19 protein-coding genes and 1 pseudogene are annotated in these 21,949 nt (G+C 70.6%); 3 read left to right on the top strand and 17 right to left on the bottom strand.

Annotation, left to right across the window (positions count from 1 at the left end):
• The first annotated feature begins 17 nt into the window (after nucleotides 1–17).
• Nucleotides 18–1,121, top strand: a complete 1,104-nt coding sequence (locus tag AC1D29_RS28635; RefSeq protein WP_477904018.1) for a PQQ-dependent sugar dehydrogenase — start codon at nucleotides 18–20, stop codon at nucleotides 1,119–1,121.
• Between the two features lie 7 nt (nucleotides 1,122–1,128).
• On the opposite strand, the gene AC1D29_RS28630 is transcribed toward AC1D29_RS28635, so the two are convergent.
• Complete coding sequence (locus AC1D29_RS28630; protein ID WP_477904015.1) at nucleotides 1,129–1,680, bottom strand: hypothetical protein; 552 nt, start codon at nucleotides 1,678–1,680, stop codon at nucleotides 1,129–1,131.
• Between the two features lie 97 nt (nucleotides 1,681–1,777).
• Between AC1D29_RS28630 and AC1D29_RS28625 the strand changes: the two genes are divergently transcribed.
• A complete protein-coding gene (locus AC1D29_RS28625) occupies nucleotides 1,778–5,821 on the top strand; it encodes a hypothetical protein (protein WP_477904013.1) in 4,044 nt (1,347 codons plus the stop codon).
• A gap of 52 nt (nucleotides 5,822–5,873) precedes the next feature.
• Nucleotides 5,874–6,233: an NIPSNAP family protein gene (locus AC1D29_RS28620; protein WP_477904011.1), complete on the top strand. Its 360-nt coding sequence runs from the start codon at nucleotides 5,874–5,876 to the stop codon at nucleotides 6,231–6,233.
• A 44-nt stretch (nucleotides 6,234–6,277) separates the two neighbouring features.
• Here the strand turns inward: AC1D29_RS28620 and AC1D29_RS28615 are convergent, their stop codons facing one another.
• From AC1D29_RS28615 to AC1D29_RS28540, 16 genes and pseudogenes are all read right to left on the bottom strand, one after another.
• Nucleotides 6,278–6,487: a hypothetical protein gene (locus AC1D29_RS28615; RefSeq protein ID WP_477904009.1), complete on the bottom strand. Its 210-nt coding sequence runs from the start codon at nucleotides 6,485–6,487 to the stop codon at nucleotides 6,278–6,280.
• A 129-nt stretch (nucleotides 6,488–6,616) separates the two neighbouring features.
• The gene (locus AC1D29_RS28610; RefSeq protein WP_477904007.1) at nucleotides 6,617–7,417 is read right to left on the bottom strand and encodes a hypothetical protein; all 801 of its coding nucleotides are present in this window, start codon (nucleotides 7,415–7,417) and stop codon (nucleotides 6,617–6,619) included.
• A gap of 67 nt (nucleotides 7,418–7,484) precedes the next feature.
• Nucleotides 7,485–8,210, bottom strand: coding sequence for a DUF1223 domain-containing protein (locus AC1D29_RS28605; RefSeq protein ID WP_477904005.1), 726 nt, complete (start codon nucleotides 8,208–8,210; stop codon nucleotides 7,485–7,487).
• 7 nt (nucleotides 8,211–8,217) lie between these two features.
• Nucleotides 8,218–10,998, bottom strand: a complete 2,781-nt coding sequence (locus tag AC1D29_RS28600; protein WP_477904003.1) for a TonB-dependent receptor — start codon at nucleotides 10,996–10,998, stop codon at nucleotides 8,218–8,220.
• Nucleotides 10,999–11,138: 140 nt separating this feature from the next.
• Nucleotides 11,139–12,596 (bottom strand): MocR-like pyridoxine biosynthesis transcription factor PdxR, encoded by a 1,458-nt coding sequence (gene pdxR / locus AC1D29_RS28595; protein ID WP_477904001.1) that lies wholly within the window; start codon nucleotides 12,594–12,596, stop codon nucleotides 11,139–11,141.
• Nucleotides 12,568–12,900 (bottom strand): gamma-butyrobetaine hydroxylase-like domain-containing protein, encoded by a 333-nt coding sequence (locus AC1D29_RS28590; protein WP_477903999.1) that lies wholly within the window; start codon nucleotides 12,898–12,900, stop codon nucleotides 12,568–12,570. Before AC1D29_RS28590 ends, pdxR begins: the two co-directional genes overlap by 29 nt.
• Nucleotides 12,897–13,874 carry a HEAT repeat domain-containing protein gene (locus AC1D29_RS28585; RefSeq protein ID WP_477903997.1) on the bottom strand — a complete coding sequence of 326 codons (978 nt, stop codon included), beginning with the start codon at nucleotides 13,872–13,874 and terminating at the stop codon, nucleotides 12,897–12,899. Before AC1D29_RS28585 ends, AC1D29_RS28590 begins: the two co-directional genes overlap by 4 nt.
• A 5-nt stretch (nucleotides 13,875–13,879) precedes the next feature.
• Nucleotides 13,880–14,704, bottom strand: a complete 825-nt coding sequence (locus AC1D29_RS28580; protein WP_477903995.1) for an ABC transporter ATP-binding protein — start codon at nucleotides 14,702–14,704, stop codon at nucleotides 13,880–13,882.
• The gene (locus AC1D29_RS28575) at nucleotides 14,701–15,531 is read right to left on the bottom strand and encodes an ABC transporter permease (RefSeq protein ID WP_477903993.1); all 831 of its coding nucleotides are present in this window, start codon (nucleotides 15,529–15,531) and stop codon (nucleotides 14,701–14,703) included. The genes AC1D29_RS28580 and AC1D29_RS28575 overlap by 4 nt, the downstream gene beginning before the upstream one ends.
• Nucleotides 15,532–15,541: 10 nt before the next feature.
• Nucleotides 15,542–16,939 carry an ABC transporter substrate-binding protein gene (locus tag AC1D29_RS28570; protein WP_477903991.1) on the bottom strand — a complete coding sequence of 466 codons (1,398 nt, stop codon included), beginning with the start codon at nucleotides 16,937–16,939 and terminating at the stop codon, nucleotides 15,542–15,544.
• Nucleotides 16,940–16,950: 11 nt separating this feature from the next.
• Nucleotides 16,951–17,205 carry a 4Fe-4S dicluster domain-containing protein gene (locus tag AC1D29_RS28565; RefSeq protein ID WP_477903989.1) on the bottom strand — a complete coding sequence of 85 codons (255 nt, stop codon included), beginning with the start codon at nucleotides 17,203–17,205 and terminating at the stop codon, nucleotides 16,951–16,953.
• A gap of 10 nt (nucleotides 17,206–17,215) precedes the next feature.
• On the bottom strand, nucleotides 17,216–18,943 hold the full coding sequence (locus tag AC1D29_RS28560) for a fumarate reductase/succinate dehydrogenase flavoprotein subunit (protein ID WP_477903987.1): 1,728 nt from the start codon (nucleotides 18,941–18,943) through the stop codon (nucleotides 17,216–17,218).
• On the bottom strand, nucleotides 18,940–19,710 hold the full coding sequence (locus tag AC1D29_RS28555; protein WP_477903985.1) for a GntR family transcriptional regulator: 771 nt from the start codon (nucleotides 19,708–19,710) through the stop codon (nucleotides 18,940–18,942). Before AC1D29_RS28555 ends, AC1D29_RS28560 begins: the two co-directional genes overlap by 4 nt.
• Before the next feature lie 204 nt (nucleotides 19,711–19,914).
• Complete coding sequence (locus AC1D29_RS28550) at nucleotides 19,915–20,205, bottom strand: chaperone modulator CbpM (RefSeq protein ID WP_477903983.1); 291 nt, start codon at nucleotides 20,203–20,205, stop codon at nucleotides 19,915–19,917.
• A 10-nt stretch (nucleotides 20,206–20,215) separates the two neighbouring features.
• Nucleotides 20,216–21,187 (bottom strand): DnaJ C-terminal domain-containing protein, encoded by a 972-nt coding sequence (locus AC1D29_RS28545; RefSeq protein ID WP_477903981.1) that lies wholly within the window; start codon nucleotides 21,185–21,187, stop codon nucleotides 20,216–20,218.
• A gap of 57 nt (nucleotides 21,188–21,244) precedes the next feature.
• Nucleotides 21,245–21,949 (bottom strand): annotated as a pseudogene (locus AC1D29_RS28540) (hypothetical protein); the annotation flags it as partial.

Genomic DNA, 21,949 nt, shown 5'->3' with positions numbered 1-21,949 from the left:
GCCTCACCCCGCCTCCGATGCGCAAGCACTTGCTCTCCCTGCTCGTCGCCCTGGGCTGCACCGCCACCCAGGCCCAGACCCCGCAACTCGAAACCGTCGTCGAAGGCCTGAAGACGCCGTGGGCGGTGGCCTTCCTGCCCGACGGCCAATTCCTCATCACCGAACGCGACGGTGCGATGCGCACGGCCAGGCCTGGCGGCAAACCCAGCGCGCCCATCCAGGGCGTGCCGGCCGTCGACGCCGTGGGCCAGGGCGGCCTGCTGGACGTCATCACCGACAGCGACTTCGCGCGCAACCGCACGATCTACTTCTGCTACGCCGAACCCGGCGCCGACAAGAAGACCAACAGCACGGCCATGGCCCGCGCCCGGCTCAGCGAGGACGCCAAGCGCCTGACCGATGTGAAGGTCATCTTCAGCCAGAAGCCCAAGGTCGAGAGCAAGCACCACTTCGGTTGCCGCATCGTCGAGATGCCCGACGGCAAGCTGATGCTGAGCCTGGGCGAGCGCTTCAGCGGCATGCAGAGCGCGCAGACGCTGGACAACCACCTCGGCAAGATCGTGCGCGTGGGCAAGGACGGCAGCGTGCCGGCCGACAACCCGTTCGTGAAGACGCCCGGCGCCCAGCCCGAGATCTGGAGCTACGGCCATCGCAACTCGCAGGGCCTGACGCTGGATGACAAGGGTCGCCTGTGGCAGCACGAGCACGGCCCGCAGGGCGGCGACGAGCTGAACCTCATCAGCCCGAAGCTGAACTACGGCTGGCCCATCATCACCTACGGCGAGAACTATGGCGGCGGCAAGATCGGCGACGGCATCGCCGCCAAGGCCGGCATGGAGCAGCCCATCGTCAAGTGGGTGCCGTCCATCGCGCCTTCGGGCCTGGTGCGGCTGAAGAGCGCCAAGTACGGCCCGGCCTGGCAGGGCAGCTTCTTCATCGGCTCGCTGAAGTTCGGCCACCTGGAACGCGTCAAGCTCGACGCCGACAACCGGCCGGCCGAGCAGGAGCGGCTGTTCCCCGATGCCGGCCGCATGCGCGACGTGCGTGAAGGCCCGGATGGGCTGCTGTACCTGGTGCTGGAAGCGCACGGCCGCATCGTGCGGGTGAAGCCCGTGCAGTAAGGCGTCCCTAGCGGGCCAGGAAGAGCAGCAACCAGACCATCAGGTTGATGATCGCGTGCGGCACCGCCGCCACGACAAAGGCCTTCCACCAGGCCAGCGGGCGCCAGGCCAGGTAGCTGCAGCCCAACACGTAGAAGCTCCAGAACGTGCCGAAGAACCACATGGCGCCGTAGGCCCCATGCACGCCGCCCCACAGCACGCCTGACGCGGCGGCGACGAAAAGCGGCCGCCTCGACAGGCGCGACAGCAAGCCCAGCAGGCCGGCCAGGAGCAGCGTTTCGACGACCGGCGCGAACACCACGCCGCTGAACAAGGACTCCAGCGACGGCGGGCGGTCCGGCGGGTTCATCGACGACACGTCCATGCCCAGCGCCCACGCGATGGCATGGGCCAGCCCCAGGAAGGCGACGCTGGGCAACACGCTCGCCGGCACCGCCCACAGGCAATGCTGCGGCAACGACCCCACCCGCCGGGCAGACAGCAGCGCCAGCAAAGGCGCCTGCCAGCGCATCGTCGCGGCGTCGATCGGGGCGCTAGGCGAGGGCTCGAGGAGGGACATCGGCACCGGCATCGTTTCAGACAGGCCGCGATGTTAGGGAAACGCAGCGCACGCCCAAGGCCGCGCTTCTGCGAGCATGCGCACCCGGGAGGAAACCATGCCGTCAAACCACCTTGTCCGTTGGCTAGGGGCCACAGCGCTGGGCCTGATCTGCGCCCTCACGCAGGCCGCCCCACTGACGCCCACCGAGCTGCCACCCGCGCTGCGCGACTGGCTGCCGTGGGCCCAGCAAGGCCAGCCGCCGCTGGGTTGCCCTGCGCCACAGGACGCGGCCGAACCGGCTGTGTGCGTGTGGCCCGGGCGCCTGCAGCTCAGCGCCGGGCCGCGTGACGCGAGCTTCAGGCTCGACGTGCAGGTCTTCGGCGCTCCGGCCCGCGTGGCGCTGCCCGGCGAGGCCGGCGCCTGGCCGCAGGACGTCAAGGCCGGCGGCAAGCCGCTGCCAGTGACCCAAAGCGACGAGCACCCGGCCGTCTGGCTGGCGCCCGGCACGCATGTCGTCGAGGGCCGCATCAGCTGGGCGCAGATGCCGCAGAACCTGAGCGTGCCGGCAGGTCTCGGCGCCATCGTCGTGACCAGCGACGGCGCCACGCAAAGCCGCGCGCCTGACGGCGAGGGGCGGCTCTGGCTGCGCGCCGTGGCCAGCCCGGCAGAAGCCAGCGACAGCGTGACGGTGCAGACCGTGCGCCTTGTCGAGGACGACCTGCCCCTGACCGTCACCACCGTCTTCGACCTGCGCGTGGCCGGCCGCGCGCGCGCCGTGGAGCTGCCGCTGGCGCTGCTGCCGGGCCTGCGCGCGATGCAGCTGGACAGCCCGCTGCCCACACGGCTGGCCGACGATGGCCGCCTCATCGTGCAGGCGCGGCCGGGTGCCTGGCACATCGAGCTGCGCGCGCGGCTGAACGCGCCGGTGCAGGCATTGCAGCTGCCCGAGGCGGCAGCGCAGGAGGAGGTCTGGGCCGTCAAGGCGGCACCGGCGCTGCGGCAGATCCGCCCCGAAGGCCCGGCCAGCGTGGACCCGCGCCAGATCGAGATGCCCGACGCCTGGCGTGCGCTGCCAGCATTCCGCCTCAAGCCCGGCGAGACGCTGAAGCTGACCGAGCTGCAGCGCGGCAATGCCAAGCCGCCGCCTGACGCGCTGACGCTGGCGCGCCGGCTGTGGCTGGACTTCGACGGGCGTGCGCTGACCGCGGCAGACCGCTTCGACGGCCAGCTCTCCGCCAGCTCGCGGCTGGCGATGGCAGCGCCGGGCCAGCTGGGCCGCGCGGCGCTGGCCGGGGAGGACCAGCCCATCACACGGCTGGCCACGGACGGCCCGGCCGGCTTCGAGGTGCGCCAGAGCACGGCCCGCATCGACGCCGACAGCCGCTGGGTGCGCGACGGCGCCTTGCCTGCCAGCGGCTGGAGCGTCGGCGTGGATCAACTGACGGCCACGCTGCAACTGCCGCCCGGCTGGCGGCTGCTGCACGCGCAAGGCCCCAGCCGCGCCGAAGGCGCCTGGGTGACGATGTGGACGCTGTGGGACTTCTTCTTCGTGCTGCTGGCCGCGCTGGCGGCCTACCGGCTGCTGGGCTGGCGCATCGGCGTGTTGCTGGGCGTCGCGCTGGTGCTGACCTGGCACACGCCGGGCAGCCCACCGGCGGCACTTTGGTTCGGGCTGCTGGCGCTGACGGCGCTAGCCCGAGCGCTGCCGCTGGGCCGCGCCCAGGCGGCGTTTGCTCGCGGCCGCATTGCGGTTGTAGGAATGCTGGCCCTGCTGCTGCTGCCCTTCGCCGTCCAGCAGGTCAGGGAGGCCATCTATCCGAGCCTTGAGCAGAACCGGTGGACGGCGGGATTCGTCATGAACGAGGAAGCCGGTCGGGCGGACGCCGGCGTGCGCATCGTGGAGCAGAAAGAAATGCCCGTCCCTGCGCTGATGGCGCCCCCGCCGCTGGAGAAGCGGTATGCCCCCAAGCCGTCGCTGTCCCAGTCCAGCAGCGTCATGGAGCGCGTCGACCCCAATGCCCGTGTGCAGACCGGCCCCGGCCTGCCGACGTGGACCTGGCGCGCCCACCAGCTGCGCTGGAGCGGCCCCGTCACGCCCGAGCAGACACTCAACCTGTGGCTGCTGCCGCCGTGGGCGAGCGCGCTGCTCAAGGTCGCCGGCCTGGCCCTGCTCGCGCTGGCGCTGGCGGCCGTGGCCGGCTGGCGGCCGCCGCGCCTGCCGCGCACGGCTGYCGGCGCCGCCGCGGCCCTGCTTGTGGCGCTGACGCTGACGCCGCAACCGAGCGAAGCCCAGGTCGCCTGGCCCAACGACGAGCAGTTGCAGGCGCTGCGCGGCAAGCTGGCCGCGCCGCCGGACTGCCTGCCCAACTGCGCCGAGCTGGCGCGGCTGCTTGTCAGCGCGTCGGGTTCGGCCGTGCAGTTGCGCGCCGAGATCCACGCGCAGGCGCTCGTTGCCGTGCCACTGCCCGGCCAGGGCACCGGCTGGCAGCCTGGCAGCGTGACGCTGGACGGCCAGCCCGCGGCGACGCGGCGCGACGAGCAGGGCCAGCTGTGGGCCGCCGTGCCGGCCGGCGTGCACCAGCTGGTGCTGTCCGCCGACGTGGGCAACGCCAGTGGCCTGGACATCGCGCTGCCGCTGCCGCCGCGCGCGCTGCAGACCGAGCTGAAGGGCTGGGCACTGGCCGGGCTGGACCCGCGCGGCCAGAGCACCGGCGCGATCACGCTGAGCCGCGAGGTCGCGGCCGGTAGCCAGCGGACCGAGGATGCCGGCACCCAGCGTGACGCGCTGCCGCCACTGGTGCGCGTGGACAGGCGCCTGAGCCTGGGCCTGCGCTGGCAGGCGCAGACCCACATCCAGCGGCTGGCCCCCAGCCGCGCGCCGCTGCGCGTGCGCTGGGCGCTGCTGCCCGGCGAGGCCGTGGGTGATGCACGCGTGACCGTGGACGGCGGCGTTGCCAGCCTGCAGCTGGGTGGCGAGGACGAGGCCGAGGTCGCCAGCACGCTGCAGCCGAGCGAGTCGCTGACCCTGCTCGCCGGCAAGGAACCCAACCAGGTCGAGCGCTGGACACTCGCCGCGTCACCGCAATGGCATGTGGACGCCAGCGGCCTGGCCGCGACGGCGCTGCAGCAGGACGGCGAATGGCTGCCCGAATGGCGGCCCTGGCCCGGCGAGACGCTGAAGCTGGCCGTGAAGAAACCCGCTGGCGTAGGCGGTCAGACGCTGACGCTGGACAGCGTGAAGACGACGCTGGAGCCGGGCGAGCGCAGCACCGCCGTGCAGCTGGAGATGAAGCTGCGCGCCAGCCTCGGCGGCCCGCACACGCTGAAGCTGCCCGCCGGCGCGGAGCTGCAGAGCGTGCAGATGAACGGCCAGAAGCTGGCCCTGCAGCTGCGCGACGGCGCGCTCAGCCTGCCGCTGACGCCGGGCGCGCAGAGCCTGGACATCCGCTGGCGCGAACCCCAGGGCATGGGCGCGCTGTGGCGCCACGAAGGGCTGGCGCTGGGCCTGCCCGGCGTCAACGATGCGCTGCAGCTGGACGTGCCCGAGGACCGCATCGTGCTGGCCGTCGGCGGCCCGCTGATCGGGCCCGCCGTGCTGATCTGGGGCGTGCTGGTGGTCGTGCTGGCGCTGGCCTGGTTCGCGCCGCGCGGCCTGCCGGGGGTCATGGGCCGGCCGGCGTGGATCATCCTGGCGCTGGGTGTGGCGCCCGTGTCGCTGTGGGCGCTCGCAGTGCTGGCCGGCTGGTTCGGCGCGCTGGAGGCGCGGCGCCGCTGGGGCGGCCGGGGTGGCAAACGCTGGCTGCGCATCCTCGTGCAACTGCTGCTGGTGCTGTGGACCTTCTCTGCCATCGCCGCGCTGCTGGATGTGCTGCGCACCGGCCTGCTGGGCTACCCGGACCTGCTGGTCGCCGGGCCGGGGTCCAGCAACCATCTGCTGAGCTGGGTGTCCGACCGCTTCACGGAGCACACTGCAGGCGCCTGGGCGATCAGCGCGCCGGTGTGGCTGTACCGCGTGCTGATGCTGGGCTGGGCGCTGTGGCTGGCCACGTCGCTGCTGCGCTGGGTGGGTTGGGCCTGGGCGGCGTTCAGCGCGGGTGGCGCGTGGCCGGAGAAGGCGGTGGTGGTGGCGACGCCGGAAGCCACGCAGGCGCCGGAGTGAAGCGGCTCGATGAACCCTGGATGCTGAATCTCGGCCAAGGACACTGAGCCTCATGCCCGACCACAAGCTCGTTTGCGAAGTTCGCTACGAACTCGACCCCGATCGGCTGGACGAGTTTGCAGACTACGCGCGCACCTGGGTGCGCCTCATCCGCCGGCACGGCGGCGTCCACCACGGCTTCTTCATGCCACGCGAGGCGCCGTCAGGGGCCGCCATGAGCTTCGCAGGCCTGGGCGCCACCGGCCCGGCCAACGAGGCCGTCGCGCTGTTCGCCTTTCCTGACGACGACGCCTACCGCCGCTACCGAGAAAGCGTGGCGGCCGACCCGGAAGGGATAGCGGCCAACACGCGGTTCGCGAACCCACCCTTCAAGAGCTATCGGCGCTGCTTCCTTGAGCCGGCGGGTGAGTAGGCCGCCCCATCGGAGATCGGTCGGCCAGACCGTGGCGGCCGGCGTCAACGACCCGCGCGACCGCGACGCTGACGCCACGACGCAATGCCGAACACGACCAGGCCAACTGCCAGCGCGGGCACCGACGTCACGACGAGATTGCCGTCCGGCGTGGCCCATGACACTGCACCCGCGGTGACGAGGGCCGCGATGGCCCCGAGCGCGATGGCCGGCAACCTGGCTTTTCGACGATCGCCTCGCGGTTCGCTATTCATGGCATGGCCCTTTGCCGTGTTGCACGTTGAGGTGCTTGTCCATCACCTGAGTATGCGACTGCAGCCCCCGACCTTGCCGTTGCACGTGCCGGGAGCGGTCACTCGGCGACGTCGCCTGCGCTGACGACGTCACGCGCGTGCGGCGCGAAGACCCCATCCGCCCGCAGGCCTGAACAACGCGCGGCCCAGATGTCGGGCGACATGGCCCATGGCCAGCTGGCCCTTGGCGCAGGCCACGCCCTCGCCGTGGACGATGACCGTCGCGTCATGCAGGCCGCGCTGCGCCCATGCCAGCGCCGCGGCGAAGACCTCGTCGGCGACGCCGTCGCGCCGTTCGCTGAGCGAGCACATGCCGTCCAGGTTCAGCAGCACGAACCCCTGGGCGACGCCGCAGTGCATCCACAAGGCCTCCACCTCGCGCAGCCGGCTGCTGATCGTGTCGGCGGACAGGCTGCGCGCATCGCAGGCCAGCGGCAGCTGCCAGAGGTCCTGGCCACTCGCCACATGCGCCGGCGCGCCGAACCAGGCGGTCGCCGACATCTCGATGTTGTCGGGCGCATCGACGGGCCACTGGACGCGTGCGCCCGAAGGTCCGCTCAAGGCGCACCCAGGTGTCCCGATGACCAGCAGCCCGGAGCGCATGTCGCAAGCCAGGGCCTGGCGCACGGCCTGGCGATCCCGGCACAGCACGACGGGCAAGTAGTTGTACGACCCGTCCAGCGCGTCTAGCCCCTGGCGGGCGACGGCGTCGGAGCGCGACTTCATGCCGGCCCACTCGACGAACCCGGCCCGCAACAGTTCCAGCGGCAGCGAGCCACGGGACGACCTGAGGTCCTCACCGGTGGCATCGATCAGGTAGGGCAGGCGATGCCTGAGGATGTCCTGCGTGGCGCGAGCGGTGGTGGCCAGGAACCGGTCGGGTGCATTCATGGCTTCATGATGGGCATCACCCCTGGGCTCTTGAAGAGCCACCTGCCCTGGCACCGGAAGGAGCCACTTAGCAGCGGGGCTTCCAGCGCAGCGCCTGGACCGGCCTGCCACTCGATGGATCGGTCAGCACCAGGGCGATTTCGCGCGACCCGTCCAGCTCGCCGTCGTACACCAGCTGGACGGGCGTGCCCGGCGGCAGCTTGAAGGGCCGGAGCTTGCGGTAGTCGCGCACGACGAAGTCGTGCTTCAGCGTGAGGCCGGCGTTCTCGCCTCCGCCCACATAGCTGCTCAGGCCGTTCTCGCTGGCGGCCCAGTAGCCGGCCAGCTCCAGCGGCCTGGCCGCCTGCGACGAGACCTGCGCCAGCAGCCGGCGTCCGTCCGCCTGCATCGCCACGTCCACGCCGGCGTCCAGCGCGGCGGGAACGGGCGGCAGCGTGCGGTCACGCCCGTTCACCAGCACCTGGGGCGTGTAGATGCCGGTCGCCCCGCTGACGGCCAACACCTCCTTCTGCCGCCGCGTGTAGGCGGCGCTGGCGTAACGGTCCTTCCAGTGCTTGTCGTCGAAGTAGTCGACGTGAAAGGCCAGCGGCAGCACGGACTTGTCGCCCGCGAGCGAGGACAGCCAGGCCTCGATCGGCGGGCAGGAGCTGCACTTCTCGGACGTGTAGGTCTCGACGACAGCGGGCGGCGCGCCACTGGCCTTCAGCGCGCAGGCCGATTGCTCGCCCGCTGCCGCCGTGCCCGGCAAACTGGCCACGACGGTGGCCAGAGCGACCACCAGCAAGGCCGCCACCCAGCCTTCAGAAACGGTACGACGCGTTGACATAGGCAAGCCTGCCGCGCGGGTCGTACAGCGACACGTCGTAGCCGTACTGGAACTGGTTGCTGACGAAAATATAGGTCGGCGGCGCCTTGTCGAACAGGTTCTTGACGCCCAGCGTCAGCTGCAGGCCGCGCCAGCCCTTCCAGCTGACTTGCGCGTCGTACAGAGCCTGGCTGGGCACCCGGTGGGCGTCGCCGTTCAGGTCGTCGCCGTCGCGATAGCCCGTGTAGAAGTTCTGCACCAGCGTGGCGGACCAAGGTCCCTGCGTCCAGGTCGCGCTCAATGCGTGCTTCCAGCGCAGCACGACGCCGCCGCCATTGGCCCCCAGCACGGGCGAGCCGTCGCTCTCGACGGTCGTGCCCACCTTGTGCGACAGGAAGCCGCCTGCGCTGGCCTCGTCGAACTTGCTCATGTAGGTGCCGACGAGGTTCACGTCCAGCCGCCCGAACGCATAGGTGTCGCGCCAGAGCAGGTCCACGTCGATGCCGGACAGCTTGGCGTCGCCGGCATTGGTCAGGGCCGTGGTGATCTGCTGGATCTCGTTGGCCTGGCTCACCCTGACGAGACCGGCATAGGCCGGGTCGCCGCGCCGGAAGCCCGAGACCACCTCCTGGGCGGAGGGCGTGTTGATGATGTCCTTGAGGCGGATCTGGAAGAAGTCGACGGTGGCCGAGAACTGGCGGATGGGGGACAGCACGAAGCCCACCTGGCTCTGGCGCGACTTCTCCGGCTTCAGCGCGGGGTTGCCGCCCGACAGCGCATTGACCTGCAGGTCGGTCTGGCCCGTCGCGGGGTCGTCGAACTGCTCCGAGGAGCCCAGGGTCTGCGGCGTCCACAGGTCGACGAGGGTCGGCGCCCGAAAGCCCGTGCCCGCCGAGGCGCGCAGCACGAGACCGGGTGCCGCGCGCCAGCGCAGGCTGCCCTTGTGGTTGGTGGACGAGCCCACGTCGTTGTAGCGGTCGCTGCGGACCTCGAGCGACGCCTCCAGGGACTTGAACACCGGCACGCTCAACTCCCCGAACAGCGCCTTCACGTTGCGCGAGCGGTCGATGGGCGCCACCGAGCCGCCCAGGCCGGCGATGTCGCCGCTGAAGAGCGCGGCGGACGGGTCGGTCTTGTAGGCCTCCTTGCGGTACTGGAAGCCGAGCGCGTACTGGGCGGCACCAGCGGGCAGCGTGAAGGCCGGGCCGGTCACCTTGCCGTCCACCACGTCGGTCTTGGCCAGGCCGTTCAAGGTCTGCCCGGTGTAGGCCGTCGCCTTGAGCTTGTCGACCAGCGGCTGCGATTGCTGGCCGGCCGGTGCCCAGGGGTTCCAGAGGTTGTTGTTGGCGGGGTCGTTGATGACGGCCGCATAGCCCACCTGCGAGAAATAGCCGTTGACGGCCTGCCCCTTGAGCTTGCTTTCGTTGTGCGACGCGGCCAGCTCGTAGTCGTGCTCGCCGACATGGCCGTTGGCGCCCAGCGTGATGCGGGCCTGCGTGCTGGTGTCGCGGTTGATGCGGCTGCCCAGCGCCGATTCGCGCACCGTGACGGCCAGGGGCTTGCCGATGAGGTCGGTGAAGCCGCGCGACTGCAGATAGGCCGTCGGGTAGTTGGGGTTGCCGGGCAGCAGCAACAGGGCCGGGTCGACATGGCGCTGGCCGAACAGATCGTCGGTCTCCAGGAAGGAGGCGCGGATGGGGCTGGACTGGAAGCTCTGCGTGATCTTGCTCTGGCCCCACAGCAGGTCGGCGAACACCTCGAGGTTCTCCGTGGCCCGCCAGGTCAGGTTGGCGGTGAGGTTCTTCAGCTCCCGGGTGGGGACCAGGCCCACGTACGGCGCGCTGTCGAAGGAGCAGACCGGGGCACCCTGGTAGCCACCGCTGGCGCGCTTGAACATGCCGATGGTCGTGCAGTCCACCGGGCTGCCGTAGCTGCTGTTGGGCGAGCGGAAGAAGCGGTAGCCCGGCGTGCCCTCCACCTCCTGCAGCGTCTTGCCGGGGATCCAGGCGCCTTCGATATTGCCCTGGCCCGTGGCGCCGTTCGTGTAGAACGGTGGCACGTTGCCGCTGCGGGCGAAATCCCGCTCGCGGCCGTACAACGCGTCTTCCTTTTCGTAGGCGGCGGATGCGACGACGCTGAAGCGGTCGGCATCGAGGTCGCCAAAGCCGGCGACGATGGACGCCTTCTTGTTCTTGCCACCGCCGTCGCGCGTCGGGGCGCCGGCCGACACGCCCACCTGCACGCCGTCGAAGGACTTGGTGAGGATGAAGTTGACGACACCGGCCACCGCGTCGCTGCCATAGACGCCCGAAGCGCCGTCCTTCAGGATTTCCACGCGCTCGATGGCGGCCAGCGGGATGGTGTTGACGTTCACCGAGGCCTGGGCGCCACCCGGGAAGGGCGCGAGGCGCCGGCCGTTGACGAGCACCAGCGTGCGGTCGGCGGTCAGGCCGCGCAGCGACACGGAGGACAGGCCACCCGTGGACGAGCCGGCGCCCATCGCGTTGGTGGTCGAGCCCATGCCCGAGGCCGCCGAGATCGACGCCAGCAGCTGCTCGGTGCTGGTGGCGCCCGTGCGCGCGATGTCGGCCTTGGTGATGACCTGCACGGGCAGCGCGGTCTCGGAGTCCACGCGCTTGATGGATGAGCCGGTCACGAGCACCCGCTCGAGCTGCTGTCCCGGCGTGTCCGGGGTCTGTGCCCAGGCGCTGGAGCACAGCGTGACGGCGGAGAGGCCGCGAACCAGCAGGGCGATGGGTTGGAGTTGGTGTTTCATGGCTGTCGGCCGTCTCAAACAGTGATGACGCAGCCAGTCTCAGACGCCCCCTACATCGCGGATAGAGCCACTTTCAAAGCACTCACTTGGAGCCAAATGAAGCCGATGGCAGCTTCACGCCGCTCCCGGGCCGCGGCGGATCAGGCCTGGTGCTGCTTCAGTGCAGCACCGCCCACCACGTCGGCCAGGCACTCGCCCAGCATCGCGGTGGCCGCGTTGATCTGCGCGACCGACAGCGCGGCAAAGCCCATCAGCAGCCCCGGGCAGCGCGGCTTCTTCGTGTAGTGATGCTCCACCTCATGCAGGCCCAGGCCTCGCGCGGTGGCGACCGCGATCAGCGTGGCCAGCTGGGCGTAGCTGAGCTGGGGCAACCAGCAGATCAGGTGCATGCCTCCACCGCCGTCGTCGATCTGGACGAGGGCCCCGCAGTGGGCCTGCAGTCCGGACAGCAGCGCCTGCCGGCGCTTCTTCAGCTCGACGGTGGCGCGCTTCAGGTGGCGGACGTAGGCGCCGCTGGAGATCAGCCTGGCCACCGCCGCCTGCTCCACCGCGCTGCAGCGCATGTCCGCCAGCATCTTGGCCCTGATCAGGTCACGGCGCACCGGCTCGGGCGCGATCATGTAGCCCAGCCGGATGGACGGCAGCAGCGTCTTCGTGAACGTGCCGACGTAGAGCACCCGGCCATGCCTGTCCAGCGAGTGCAGCGCGGGCGGCGGACGGCCGTCGAACTTGAACTCGCCGTCGTAGTCGTCCTCCAGGATCCAGAAGCCCTGCACGGCGGCGCGCTCCAGCATGGCGACTCGGCGCTGCAGCGACATCACGCGCCCCGACGGGAACTGGTGCGAGGGCGTCACATAGGCCAGCTTGACGCCTTCGCCGGGCATGGCGTCGACCACGATGCCCTCGTCGTCCACCGGCACATGCTGCACCACCGCGCCATGGGCCGTGAAGGCCTGCGTCGCCAGTTGGTAGTGCGGCTCCTCCAGCACCACCGTCTCCCCTTCATCGACGAGGATGCGCGCGGCCAGCGAGATGGCCTGCTGCGTGCCATTGACGATCACGACGTCGGCGGCCGTGCAACGGATGCCGCGGTAGACGCCGAGGTGCTCGGCAATCTGGCTGCGCAGCTCCAGCAGGCCCTGGGCCGGCGCGCCATGGGCACCGGTTCGCTGCGCGGCGTGGATCAGCGCCCGCCGCCAGATGGTGAAGAGGGCGACGTCCACGATGGGCTCGCCGTACTGCAGGTTCCAGCGCAGCCCCTCTTCGCGCTTCTCCAGCGTGATCGGCGGCAGGGCCCTCACCCGGCCGGCATAGCGGCTTTGCGCTTCCACGGGCAGGGGCGGCGGCGTCGCCTGCAGCCGCGGCGGGCGGGCAGCGACACGCGTCCCCGAACCCGACTTCGCCACGGCGAACTGCTCGGCGCACAACGATTCATAGGCGGCGATGACCGTGTTGCGCGAGACACCCAGCTTCGCCGCCAGATCCCGGGTCGATGGCAGGCGGGAGCCTGCCGCCAGGCGCCCGTCCTGTATGCCCTGCTTCAAGGCCCGCAGCACCTGCGCCTGCAGGTCACCCGCCCCATCCAACGCTAGAAACATCCTTCACCCCAGCCTGGCTGACCGTGCCGAACGCCCGGCGTTCCGCCAGCTCCCGCAGCCAGACCCAAGGATAGATGCCCCGGTCGTGGCCGTCGCTGAAGACGAGTTGCAGCGCGTACTGGCCCACGGGCCGGGCGTCGGTCAGCTGCACGGCGACGTCGTCGCTGCGGTGGCGGCCTGCACGGCACCCGCCGCAGCGGCAAGCGGCGCGCAGGCGGGCGGCGGGGAGTTCGGTGTCGCCGTCCGGCCAGCGCAGCCGCAGCGATGCGGGCGTCAGCTCGACAGCCTCGGGCAGGACGTTCATCGGTCCACGCCGGTGGGTGCGCCCAGGCGTTGCAGCGACAGCCGCACCGCCTTGCGGACCTCGGGGTCGGGATCGGCGGCAGCGGCTTGAAGCACGGGCACGGCGCGCGCGTCGCCGATGTCGCCCAGCGCGATGGCCGCCTCCTTGCGCAGGTTGCCGGCGGGGTGCATGAGGGCCTGGCTCAGCACGGGCACGGCCTGTGCGTCGGCGATGCGGCCCAGCGCCCGGGCGGCGCGCAGGCGCACCTGCCAGTAGTCGTCGTCCATGGCCGCGCGGAGCGCGCTGGCCGCGGCCGTGGCGCGCAGCTTGCCGAGCGTGGACGCGGCTTCCTCGCGGATGGTCCAGGCGGGGTCTTGCAAGGCCTTGCACAACGCGGCCTGCACGGTGGGCACTTGCTCGGGTGCAGCCAGGCCCAGTGCGCCGGCGGCGGCGCGGCGGACTTCGGTGTCGGCATCGGCGATGACGACGCGGGTCAGCAGCGGCAGCGCCGGCGCGTGTTTGAGCCAGCCCAGCACGGCGACGGCCTCACGGCGCACGCTGGCGTCGGCGTGCTGCAGGGCCGCCAGCGCGGGCGTGGCGGCGGCGGGCACGCGCAGCTCGCGCAGCGCGCGCAGGGCCGAGGCGCTGATGAAGGCGTCGGGCGACGCGGCGTGGGCCAGCAGGCGTTCGCCGGAGCGCGGGTCTTTCAGCTCGGTCAGCGACTGGGCGGCGGCGGCCGAGACCTCGGTCGTGTCGCTCAAGGCGGCGGCCAGCGCATCGACAACGGCGGGCTCGTCCCAGCCGGCCAGCGCGCGTGCAGCCTCGGCGCGCAGCGTGGGCTCGGCGTCATTCAGCAGCACGCCCGCCAGCGCGGGCAGCACGGCCTCGTCCTCGACGTCGGCAAAGTCCAGCACGGCCACGCGACGCACACCGGCGTCGGGGTCGGCCAGGCGTTGCAGCAGGTCTTGCACTTCGGGATCCATCAGTTCGGTCATGGGCATCAGGTGGCAAATCGCCATTGCGGCGGGCCGAGGGGCGACAGGCGTTCCAGCGGCGGCGCATGGCCGTCCTGGCGCAGTAGCGCGAGGCAGCGACGCTTGAGCTGCACGAAGGCGGGCTCGGTCAACAGCGCCGCGCTGCGCGGACGGGTGAAGTCCAGCTTCAACTCCTCGACGATGCGGCCCGGACGCGGGCCGATGACGAGCACGCGGTCGGCGAGGAAGAGGGCTTCGTCGATGTCGTGCGTGACGAACACGACGGTCGTGCGCATGCGCGTCCACAGCGCCAGCAGCATCTCCTGCATGCGGCTGCGCGTGAGTGCATCCAGCGCGCCGAAGGGTTCGTCCATCAGCAGCACGCGCGGGTGGTTGATGAGCACGCGGGCGATCTCCACGCGCTGCTGCATGCCGCCGGACAGCTCGCGCGGGTAGCGGTGCTCGAAGCCTTGCAGGCCCACGAGCTGCAGCAGCTCGGCCGCGCGCTGCTCGCGCTCGGCGCGCGCCACGCCCTTCATCTTCAGGCCATAGCCGACGTTGTCGAGCACGGTCTTCCACGGGAACAGCGTGTGCTGCTGGAAGACCAGGCCACGGTCGGGGTCGGGGCCGGTGATGACCTCGCCGTCCAGGCTCACGCGGCCCTGCGAGGGCGACAGGTGCCCAGCCAGGGCGCCCAGCAGCGTCGACTTGCCGCAGCCCGAGGGCCCCAGCAGGCAGACGAACTCGCCAGGCTCGATGGTGACCGACAGGTCGCGCAGCACCTCGAAGCGCGCGGGGCCTTCACCGAGCGCGATGGACAGGTGTTCCACGTGGACACGTCCGCTGCTCATCGCTTGCCTCCTTGCCAGGGCATCAACCGGGCACCGGCCCAGGTGATGAGGGCGCTGCTGCCCATGCCCAACGCGCCGATGACCAGCATGCCGACGACGATGTTGGGATAGGCCTGCACCGTGTAGCTCTCCCAGGTGTAGTAGCCGATGCCGTACTGGCCGGCGATCATTTCGGCGGTGACGAGGCAGAACCAGCAGGTGCCCATGCCGATGGACAGGCCGGTGACGATGCTGGGCGCCGCACCCGGCGCGATGACCTCGGTGAAGAGGCGCCAACCTCTTGTGCCCAGTCCTCTTGCCGACGCGATGAGGCGCACGTCGACGGCTTCGACACCGTGGATGGTGTTCAGCAGGATGGGGAACAGCGCACCGACGAAGGTGATGAAGATCATGCTGCCCTCGGACGACGGGAACATCAGGATCGACAGGGGAATCCACGCGACGGCGGGGATGGGGCGCAGCACTTCGAGCGGTGGCAGCAGCAGCTTGTTGGCCAGGGGCAGGCGGCCGATCAGCAGGCCGAGGATGACGCCAAGCACGGCCGCGAGGCCGAAGCCGGCGCCGACGCGGATGAGGCTGCTCGAAAGGTGCGGCCACAGCTTGGGGGACTGCGCCAGCTGCAGCGCCGCCTCCAGCACCTCGGCTGGCCGCGGCGTGTTGGCGAAGGTGACGAAGCCGAGGTTGACGCGATAGGCGCAAGCCAGCTGCCACAGCAGCAGGCAGCCCAGCAAGGACAGCAGCTGCAGCGACAACCGGGCCAGCGGCAGGCGCCGGGCCGGGCGGGACTCGCGCCGCGGCGGCGCGGTGGCGGGGAGGACGGCGCTCATGCCGGCCTCGTCAGCGCACGGCCTTGGCGGCGGCCTGCGCGCCGGCGAAATCCAGCGCCTTGCCCTTGACAGCCGCGGCGTAGGCGTTGGCGGCATCCTTCTGCAGGAAGGCACTCAGCTGGCCGTTCGCGTCGGCCACGAACGACGCGTTGGCCGCCAGCAGCTTGATGCGATGCACGAGGTCATGCACATAGACGCCGCGCGCCTTCTTGCCCTCGCCCTCCAGCTTGCGCAGGTCGGCCAGCGCGCCCTCGATGGTGGCGTAGTGGCGCACCTTGGGCTCACCGGCCAGCCAGATGCCGGCGACACGCTGGAAGTCGGTGATGGGCTTGCCGGTCACGGCGTCGTTGGCCTTCAGCGGCAGCTTGTCGTAGTTCCTCAGCCTGGCTTCGTAGTCGATGCCGGACGCCTTGAACGCGGCGCGGATGTAGCTGTCGTCGATGAAGGTCTCGGCCTTCAGCGGCGACTCGCGGCCCATCAGCTTCAGCGTCTCGATGGACGTGGCCAGCGCCTTGCGGTACTCGGGCTTCCAGGTGTTGTCGCGCGTCTGCAGGCCCAGCGGCCCGTGATACAGGTAGTTCACCGCGGCCTCGATGCCGGTGACCTTCTCGATCAGCTCGCTGTACTTCTCGGGCTCAGCGGCGATGAGCTTGTCGGCCTCCAGCGCCGCGCGCAGGAAGGCGACGACGATCTCGGGGTACTTCTTCGCGTAGTCGGCGGCCACCAGGGAGCCGTGATACGTCGGCGCATTGGCCTGCGCGCCGTCGTAGATCTTGCGGGCGATGCCGCGGTGCTCGAACAGCTCGACGAAGGGCACGAAGTCGGCGTGCGCCTCGATCTTGTTGGCCTGCAGAGCCGGGCCGGCGACCTCGGGCGCCTGCGTGATGATGTTGACGTCCTTCTGCGGGTCCCAGCCCTGCGACGCGATGGCGCGCAGCAGCATGCCGTGCGACGTGGACGCGAACGGCACGGAGATCGTGCGGCCCTTCAGCTCGGACAGCGACGTGATCGTCGACTGCCTGGGCACGACGACGCCGTTGCCGCTGCCCAGCGTGCTGCCCGACAGCACGGTCAGGAAGAGGCTCTGCTTGCCGGCCTTCAGGAAGGCAGCGCCGTTGTTGGAGCCGGGGAAGTCGGCCATGGAGCCGATGTCCAGCTTGTCGGCCACCATCTCGTTGGTCAACGGCGCGCCGGAGGTGAAGTTCTTCCACTGGATGTCGTAGGTGGCGCCCTTGTACTTGCCGTCCCTGGGCAGGTACTTTTCCAGCAGCTTGAGTTCGCGGATCAACAGGCCGCCGGTGGCGCAGTTGATCGTCGTGTCCTGCGTGCCGATGGCGACGCGGATGGTCTCGGCATTGACGATGCCCGTGAACGCCAGGGACAGCGCAAGAAGAGTCAGCTTTTTCATGGTGGTGGAGGTCAGCGCAGCAGGTAGGGAATCTCGACATGGACGGCACCGGTCGGGCAGTCCTTCTCGCAGGGCATGCAGTACCAGCACTCGTCGAACTTCATGTAGGCCGTGCCCTTGCTGAGGTCGATGGCCAGCACGTCGAGCGGGCAGACATCCACGCAGACGGTGCAGCCCTTGTGGGCGATGCACTTGTCGGCGTCGACGGTGACGGGCACCTGGCTGGGCGTCAGCGCCTGCGGGCGGATGGGTTGGGTCATGGTCATGGCAGTCCTCTCAGGCAGCGACCGGGTCAGCGGGAATGCGCAGCCGTGCGTAGGCCGAGCTGTCGGCCTGGGCGATGGGAACGATGTAGGGCTCGATGGCGCGCTTGAAGCAGGCCATGCGGCCGTCGGCGCCCTTGTGCAGTTGCGCGTGGACGAACCAGTCGGCGTCGTTGCGCTCGGGGTAGTCGACCCGCGCGTGGTACAGGCCCCAGCGGCTCTCGGTGCGGAACAGCGACGCGCGTGCGGCCATCTCGGCGCAATCGCGGATGAAGTGCACTTCCATCGCCCGCATCAGCTCGTGCGGGTCGCGTGCCTGCAGCTGGTCGAGGTCCTCGCGGATGGACTCGAAGCGCTCCAGCCCGATCTCCATCTTCTTCGTGACCTTGGGCGGCTGCAGGTAGTCGTTGACCATGCGGCGCAGCTTGAATTCGACCTGGTTGGGCGGCAGGCCCTTGTCACGCAGCAGCGGCGCCTGGACACGTTGACGCTCGGCTTCAACTTGCCCGGCATCCACGGGCGCGAAGTCGTTCGCCGCGCAGAAGGCCGCGCTGCTCTCGCCGGCCAGCTTGCCGTAGACGAAAGCACCGAGCATGTAGTTGTGCGGCACGCTGGCCATGTCGCCGGCGGCGTGCAGGCCGGCCACCGTCGTCTGCGCGTGCTCGTTGACCCACACGCCCGAGGCCGAGTGGCCGCTGCACAGGCCGATCTCGGAGATGTGCATCTCGACCATGCGCTCGCGGTAGTCCGTGCCGCGGCCGGCGTGGAAGCGGCCGCGACTGGGCCGCTCGTTGGTGTGCAGGATGGTCTCGATCTGCGAGATCGTTTCCTCGGCGAGGTGATCCAGTTTCAGGAACACCGGGCCGTTGCCGCCCTGCAGTTCGCGGTAGAACTCCCACATCATCTGGCCCGACCAGTAGTCGCACTCGATGAAGCGCTGGCCCTGCGCGTTGGTCGTGTAGCCGCCGAACGGGCCGGTCACATAGGCGCAGGCGGGGCCGTTGTAGTCCTTGATCAGCGGGTTGATCTGGAAGCACTCGATGCCCGACAGCTCTGCCCCGGCGTGATAGGCCATCGAGTAGCCGTCGCCCGCGTTGGTGGGGTTCTCGTAGGTGCCGAACAGGTAGCCGCTGGCGGGCAGGCCCAGGCGCCCGGCGGCGCCGCAGGAAAGCACCACGCTCTTGGCGCGGATGACGTGGAAGTCGGCGGTGCGGCAGTCGAAGGCCATCGCGCCGGCGATGCGTCCCTCGTACGTCAGCAGGCGCGTGGCGACGAGGCGGTTGGTGATCTCGACGCGCGTGCGCTTGAGCTGTCGGTACAGCACCTTCTTGATGTCGTGGCCTTCCGGCATCGGCAGCACGTAGCTGCCCATGTGGTGGACCTTCTTGACCGCGTAGTCGCCGGTCTCGTCCTTCTCGAACTTGACGCCCCAGCGGTCCAGCTCCTCGACCATCGCGTGGCTGTTGGCGGCGTAGGCCATGACGGCCTTCTGGTTGACAATGCCGTCGTTGGCGACGGTGATCTCGCGCACGTACTGCTCGGGCGTCGCGTGGCCGGGCAGCACGGCGTTGTTGAGGCCGTCCATGCCCATGCTGATGGCGCCGCTGCGCTTGACGTTGGCCTTCTCCAGCAGCAGCACGCGCAACGCGGGGTTGGCCTGCTTGGCCTTGACGGCCGCCATCGGGCCGGCGGTGCCGCCGCCGATGACGAGGACGTCGACTTCGGTTTCTATGAGGTTCATGTGAGATGCGGGCTGCGTTGGAGGCGCAGCCGGTACTGGAAGTTGTCGGCGCGGCAGTACAGGTGCTCGTAGTCGAGCGGCCGGCCGTCGCGGCCGTGGGTCAGGCGTTCGATGTGCAGCAGCGGCGCGCCGCGCTCGACGGCCAGCAGCGCGGCCTGTTCGGCGTCGGCCAGCAGCGCATCGACGACGAGGTCGGCGTGGCCCAGCGGCGACGCGCAATCGGCTTCAAGGATGCCGAAGATGTCGCGCACGGCCAGGTCCTCGCGGGCGACGCGCTGGCCCAGCGCGAACGGCAGCCAGGTCAGGTCCAGCGACACGGGCTGCGAGCCGACATGGCGCACGCGACGGATTTCGGTGACGAGTTCGCCGGCCGTGAGCAGCAGGCGCTGGGCGACTTCTTCAGTCGCAGGCACCGTGGCCACGGCCAGCACACGGTTGTAGGTGTCATGGCCCAACGCGCCCATGGCCTCGGCAAAGCCCTGCAGCCGGCCCAGCTCCTGGAAGGGCTTGGGCGGAGACACGAAGCTGCCCTTGCCCGGCACCTTGAAGATGACGCGCTCCTTCTGCAAGTCCGACAGCGCCTGGCGCACGGTGATGCGGCTGACGCCGTACAGGCCCATCAGCTCGCTCTCGGACGGCAGGCGGTCGTGCGGCTGCCAGGCGCCGCTGACGATGCGGGCGCGGATGTCCTCGCGGATGCGGCTGTACAGCCGCACGGCGGCGGGGCCGTGGTGCAGCGGGGCGTCAGCGAGGGCGAGCGAGTTCATGGAGAGCGGGGGGGCTGACCTGTCATGTCAGGTGCTCTCATCGCAAGCGCTGTGCCGGGTGCCTTCGGCAGCGCCAGAAGGCGCCATTTCTCCTATGAAAACGACGGCACCACCGGGGCTGAACCGCGGCGGGCAGGAGGTGTTTGCCAATCAACAGGCTGCTGCTTGCGCAACAGCAACTGTTGATTTCTCAACATCTGCCCGCTAACGGCCGGCGCGCAGCTTGTGGATCTCGTCGAGCAGGTCGACCACCAGCGCGGCCAGCTCCTGGTTGGCGTCGAAATCCTGTTCGATGGCCAGCAGGCGGCGGGCGCGGCTCAGCTGCGGGCTGGCGAAGCGCCGGTCCGCGCCTTCGCCGCCGCAGCAGCCCAGCAGGCCAGCCTCCAGCCGCTGGTGCAGCCAAGCCGCGCTGACGCCACAGGCGCAGGCGAGCTCGTCCAGGCTGAGCGTCTGCTCGTCGATGACGACCCCCACGAGCACCGGTTCGTCGTTCATCGTGGGCCTCTCAACGCTTGCCGGCGCGGGGCTGGAACTCCCGGCCCAGCGCGGTGGCCATGGTCTCGTAGACGGCACGCGCGCCGGGCAGCGTGGACGGCGGCAACACCACCGCCACCTCCAGCACCATGTCGCCACCCAGCTCGCCGGGCAGGCCGCGCCCCTTCAGGCGCAGGCGCTTGCCATGCGGCGTGTCCGGCGGCACGGTCACGCTGACGGGCCCGGCGGGTGTCGTGGTCGTCACGTCGCCGCCCAGCGCCGCCTCCCAGGGGGCCAGTGGCAGCGGCTCGTGCACGTCGCGGCTCTGCTCGCGCGGGCTGTCCTTGAACTGGATCTCCAGATACAGGTCGCCCGCGACGGCACCGCCACGGCCGGCAGCGCCTTGCTCGGGCACGCGGATGTGCTGCCCGGCCCGTATGCCCTTGGGGATCTTGACCTGCAGGTTGCGCGTGACGACGGCCCGGTGCCCTTTGTCGTCCGGCGCCAGCGTGCGCAGCGTGACGGCGCGCACGGCGCCGTCCACCGCTTCCGCCGCGTTGATCGTCAGCTTGACATGCTCGTCGGCGCCGCGCTCGGGCTTGGCATCGGCGGGCTCCGGCTTGGCGGCACGGCCGAACATGCCGGTGAAGAAGTCGCTGAAGCCCTCGCCCGAGCGCCCCGCGGTGGGCGCGCCTTCGTACTGGAAGCCCTGCTTCCAGTCGCTGGGCAGGTCACTCGCCGTGTGGTCGGCCGGTGGGGCGGCAACGGTGGCCGCCTGCAGCTCGCGGTGGCGACGGCGCACGCCGTCATAGGCGGCACGGCGCTGCGGGTCCGACAGCGCTTCGTAGGCTTCGTTGATGCGGGCCATGGACGCATGCGCGTCCACCGACTGGTTCACGTCCGGATGCAACAGGCGAGCCTGGCGCCGGTAGGCCTGCTTGATCGCGGCCGCGTCGGCATCGGCATTGACGCCCAGGGTCTGGTAATAGTCCTCGAAGCGCATCGGCCCAGTATGGGAGTTCGGCCGGTGCGCGCTGTCGGACGACACCGCCTTGCGGCGTCAGCCGCCCTGGCGCTGCAGCTGGTAGTCGCGCAGCGAGCGCAGCAGTGCCTGCTGGCGCGCGCCGGGCTGCAGCTGGCGGGCCACCTGCTCGAAGCGGCCGACGTTGCCCGCGTTCAGGAAAGGTCCGACGTTCTCGGCCGCCGACTGCGCGGCCTGCCAGCCGCCGGTGTGCACCAAGCCCACGAACATGTCGTCGTAGCCGCTCGTCAGACCCAGTTGCTGCCACTGCTGCAGCACGGGGTAGGCCTTGCCGAGCAGCACGGCGTCGTAGGTCTTGCCCAGCGCCGCAACCGCCGCCGAGGCGGTTTCGGCGGACGGTGGCAGCCGGGCCGCCAGTGCCAGTGCGGCGGCCTGCACATGGCCGTCGGGAAAGCCCAGCAGCTCGCGCGCCCACGCCGCCTGCTCGGCCGGGCTGCCCTGGGCGGCGAGGCGATCCAGCTGCTGCGTCAGCGCGGCGACGATCTCGAAATGCTCATCCAGGCCCTCGCGGCTGGACACGCGGCAGCTGTTGGCCGCATGGCATTGCACCAGCGCGCGCAAGGCCTGGGCCGGTGGTGCCGCGATGGCTGCCGCGGCACCGACCGGCTCGGTCGTCGGTGAACTGGCCGCTGCTGTCGCGGGCGCGGACCCCGGCCCAGCGGACGGCGACGCGGTGGCCGGCAGGCCGGCCGGTGCCGCCACGCTGGCCGGCGCGGCCGCCAC

Source organism: Roseateles sp. P1_C6 (assembly GCF_056406315.1).
The sequence above is the reverse complement of the archived record's forward strand: the minus strand, read 5'-3'. Positions and strand labels throughout refer to the sequence as shown.